Origin of the sequence: uncultured Novosphingobium sp., assembly GCF_964277725.1 — a bacterium.
Lineage (GTDB): Bacteria > Pseudomonadota > Alphaproteobacteria > Sphingomonadales > Sphingomonadaceae > Novosphingobium > Novosphingobium fluoreni.
Genome location: NZ_CAXYKL010000207.1, coordinates 1 through 3,315 on the forward strand (window position 1 = coordinate 1; position 3,315 = coordinate 3,315).

Sequence of the window (3,315 nt, forward strand, 5' to 3'; positions counted from 1 at the left end):
CCGTCGCGGTCGCCGTCATATTCCTCGCGGCGTTCCGAGCGATAGTAGCTGCCGTCGCGCCCCTCGTAATGCTCGGTGTAGTCATAGCGGTCCTGCGCCATGGCAGGGGCGGCGGCCAAGCCCGTCACGGCGGCGCTGACGAGAGTGAGTGATGCAACGACGGCCTTGAACATGGGTGCCTCCTGATAGGCGCTCTACGATGTCCGATGATTTCCGCCCTATGCGCTGCGAAATGGCTGAATGGCGTTGAAAGCAACCGTTCAGGCTTCCGGCCCATCCCGATCACTCACCTTGTTTTCGCAAGGTTTTGTCCGCGTGCCCGATCAGCGGATTTGAGACGAGCTGAAATGATTTCTGCTTCATTGCCGGATGGGCCGCGATCTGCCGTGCCATCGCTTGCGCCGCGCGGACATAGGCAGGGCCGCCGCATACCGTCCAGGACTGGGGAATGACGATTCGCGGAATGGCGTCCAGCACGCGGTGATGCAGCATCTCGGTGCCCTGATCCTCCACGCGCTGTGTCCCCGCCTCAACGATGAGGTAGTCAGGGCGGGCGGCGATCATCTCTTCCAGGCTGACTTGCGACAGCGCGGGCCTTCCCAACCTTGTCGCCAGATTGACCAGGCCGATCCGGCGCATAAGATCATCCACCAGCGTGCCGGTCCCCGTCATGTAGCCGCGCCGCTGGTAATAGGCGGCCACTGCGCCTTGTCCTGACCGGCCGATCGCGGCCAGATCGGCGCGCATCCGGGCGATCAGGGCCTCGCCCCGCGCCGGGTGGCCGACGGCGGCGGCGGTCTGGCGGACAGAGGCGACGATATCGGCGAACTGGGCGGCGCTCTTCAGTTCCAGCGTGCGATAGCGTCGACCGCGCAAGGCGGTGAGGGGGCTGCTGGCGAAGGCCGGGGTGCCGAACACCAGGTCCGGGTTGATCGCCAGAACCTGCTCGGCCGAGTTGCGCACCACCGGCAAGCCCTTGGCTTGGCGAGCGACAGCGGACAGGCCGGGATCAGCCGCATAGCGCGTCACGCCCGCGATCTGGCTGCGGTCCGCTAGCAGGACCAGCAGTTGATCGGCACACAGATTGAGCGAAACGATGCGCTGGGGCTTGGCGGTGGCGGGCACGCTCCGGTAGGGGGCATCTGCAGCCGCGCCGCCCGGCGTGATGAGCGCCAGGGCCAGCGCCAGGGGAACACGAAGATGCATCGATGCGTCCTTAGCCGCGTCTTGAGGCGGCGCAAACGGCATCCCGCATGAGGGTGCGCCCCGCGATCCTCTCGCTCATCCTGGCGATGCTGGCGATCATGGCGGCGCTGGCATCGCTACTTTTGGGCCCGGTGACGCTGGGCTTTGGCCGAATCGCCGCGACGATCCTGGGCCAAGGGGACCCGCTCGCAACCGCGATCGTCCTCGAACTTCGCCTGCCGCGTGCGCTGCTGGGCCTGGGAGTGGGCGGAATACTGGGGCTGGCCGGCGCGGCCATGCAGGGCTTCCTGCGCAATCCGCTGGCCGAGCCTTCCGTGCTGGGCACATCGAACGCCGCGTCACTGGGGGCGGTGGCGGCGCTCTATTTTGGACTTTACGCCTGGCATCCGCTGGCGCTGCCGGTGCTGGCGATCGTTTCCGCGCTGGCTTCGCTGGCGCTGCTGGCATTGCTTGCCGGACGCTTGGAAAGCGCGCTGACGCTGATCCTGGCGGGCATCGCGATCGGCACTCTGGCGACCGCTGGGGTCAGCCTTGCGCTTAACCTTTCGCCCAATCCGTTCGCCGCGATGGAGATCGCGACCTGGCTGCTCGGCAGTCTGGAGAACCGTTCTTACGATCATGTCGCGGTGGCCTTTCCCTGCATCGTAACGGGCGCGATCCTGCTGATGTGGGATGGCCGAGCACTCGATGCGCTGACGTTGGGTGAGGATGGCGCGAAGGCGCTGGGCGTCGATCTGGGCCGTACCCGCCTGCGCTTGCTGCTGGGCATCGCGATCGGCGTTGGCGGGGCGGTGGCGGTTTCCGGCGCGATCGGCTTCATCGGCCTGATCGTGCCGCATCTGGTGCGCCCGCTGACGGACCGCAGCCCCTCCGCCATCCTGTTGCCCTCTGCCTTGGCGGGAGCCGCACTGCTGACTTGCGCCGATATCGCCGTGCGTCTGATCCCGACGAGCAGCGAACTGAAGCTGGGCGTCGTCACCGCCTTTCTTGGGGTTCCGGTCTTCCTGCTGCACCTGTTGCGGGAGCGGCGCGTATGGTGAGCTTGGCCTTGCAATCGGTCAGCGTGTCGCTGGGCCGTCGTACCGTGGTTCGCGATGTTGATGCCAGCTTCGGCGCGGGGGAACTGGTCGCGATCGTCGGCCCTAACGGCGCGGGCAAGTCCACGCTGGCCCGCGCGATGCTGGCGCTGGTGCCGTTTGCCGGAACGATCGCGTTGAACGACGCGGACGTGACCACGCTGCCCCGCGCCCAACTGGCACGCCAGGTCGCGTATCTTCCCCAGGGGCAGACGCTGCACTGGCCGCTTTCGGTGGAGCGGCTGGTGGAGCTGGGGCGCTTGCCGCATCTGGCCCCATTGTCCCGCATCGGTGCGACCGATCGCGCGGCGGTGGAGCAGGCCATGGCCCGGGCCGACGTGCTGTCCTTGCGCGATCGGGTGGCGACCGAGCTTTCTGGCGGTGAGCGGGCGCGGGTAATGCTGGCGCGCGCACTGGCGGTGCAAGCGCCGGCCCTGATCGCGGACGAACCGCTCGCCAGCCTCGATCCCGGGCACCAGATCGATGTCATGGACCTGCTGCAGACAGAGGCGCGCGGGGGCGCGCTGGTGATCACCGTGTTGCACGACCTGACGATGGCGGCGCGCTATTGCGATCGGGTGCTGCTGATGGCGCAAGGCGCACTGGTGGCGCAGGGTGCGCCTGAGGCGGTGCTGACGCCCGAAAACCTGCGCGTTGTCTATGGGATCGAGGCGCGCATCGATCGTGCAGGCGGGTGGCCCTCGGTCACGGTCATGGGTCGCGCCGCCGGGGAAGGGGCGGCGACATGATTGACGCGTCCCGGACGGTCGGATAATCGCGCATCTGTGACAGGTTCCCCGGAGACGGGGATGAAAAGGGAACGGATCAACTCCGGCTGCCCCTGCAACTGTAAGCGGCGAGCTGAAGGCCACATGCCATTGGGATATCTCATCCTGAGAAGGCGGTCTTCCGGCATAGACCCGCAAGCCAGGAGACCTGCCCGTCGCGGTCGTCCTTCGCGCGGACAGGGTGTGCCGGGCGGACGGGGGTAAACCCGAGCGACGACGAGCCAGGCCGCGCCTTGCGGCGGGTG

The 3,315-nt window shown here is 67.5% G+C and carries 3 protein-coding genes and 1 riboswitch; of the genes, 2 read left to right on the top strand and 1 reads right to left on the bottom strand.

The annotated features are described in order from the left end of the window. Positions 1-282 precede the first annotated feature (282 nt). Positions 283-1,206, bottom strand: a complete 924-nt coding sequence (locus ACHWRX_RS11855; protein WP_394659366.1) for an ABC transporter substrate-binding protein — start codon at positions 1,204-1,206, stop codon at positions 283-285. Between the two features lie 47 nt (positions 1,207-1,253). On the opposite strand from ACHWRX_RS11855, the gene ACHWRX_RS11860 reads away from it, so the two are divergent. After that, positions 1,254-2,246 carry a FecCD family ABC transporter permease gene (locus tag ACHWRX_RS11860; protein ID WP_394659367.1) on the top strand — a complete coding sequence of 331 codons (993 nt, stop codon included), beginning with the start codon at positions 1,254-1,256 and terminating at the stop codon, positions 2,244-2,246. Continuing rightward, a complete protein-coding gene (locus ACHWRX_RS11865; protein WP_394659368.1) occupies positions 2,240-3,031 on the top strand; it encodes an ABC transporter ATP-binding protein in 792 nt (263 codons plus the stop codon). The genes ACHWRX_RS11860 and ACHWRX_RS11865 overlap by 7 nt, the downstream gene beginning before the upstream one ends. Before the next feature lie 24 nt (positions 3,032-3,055). Then, positions 3,056-3,241, top strand: a riboswitch (cobalamin riboswitch). The last annotated feature ends 74 nt before the right edge of the window (positions 3,242-3,315 follow it).

Bases quoted from the DNA above. Each gene is read 5' to 3' on its own strand.
- ACHWRX_RS11855 (WP_394659366.1), bottom strand. From the start codon at position 1,206: ATGCATCTTCGTGTTCCCCTGGCGCTGGCCCTGGCGCTCATCACGCCG.
- ACHWRX_RS11860 (WP_394659367.1), top strand. From the start codon at position 1,254: ATGAGGGTGCGCCCCGCGATCCTCTCGCTCATCCTGGCGATGCTGGCG.
- ACHWRX_RS11865 (WP_394659368.1), top strand. From the start codon at position 2,240: ATGGTGAGCTTGGCCTTGCAATCGGTCAGCGTGTCGCTGGGCCGTCGT.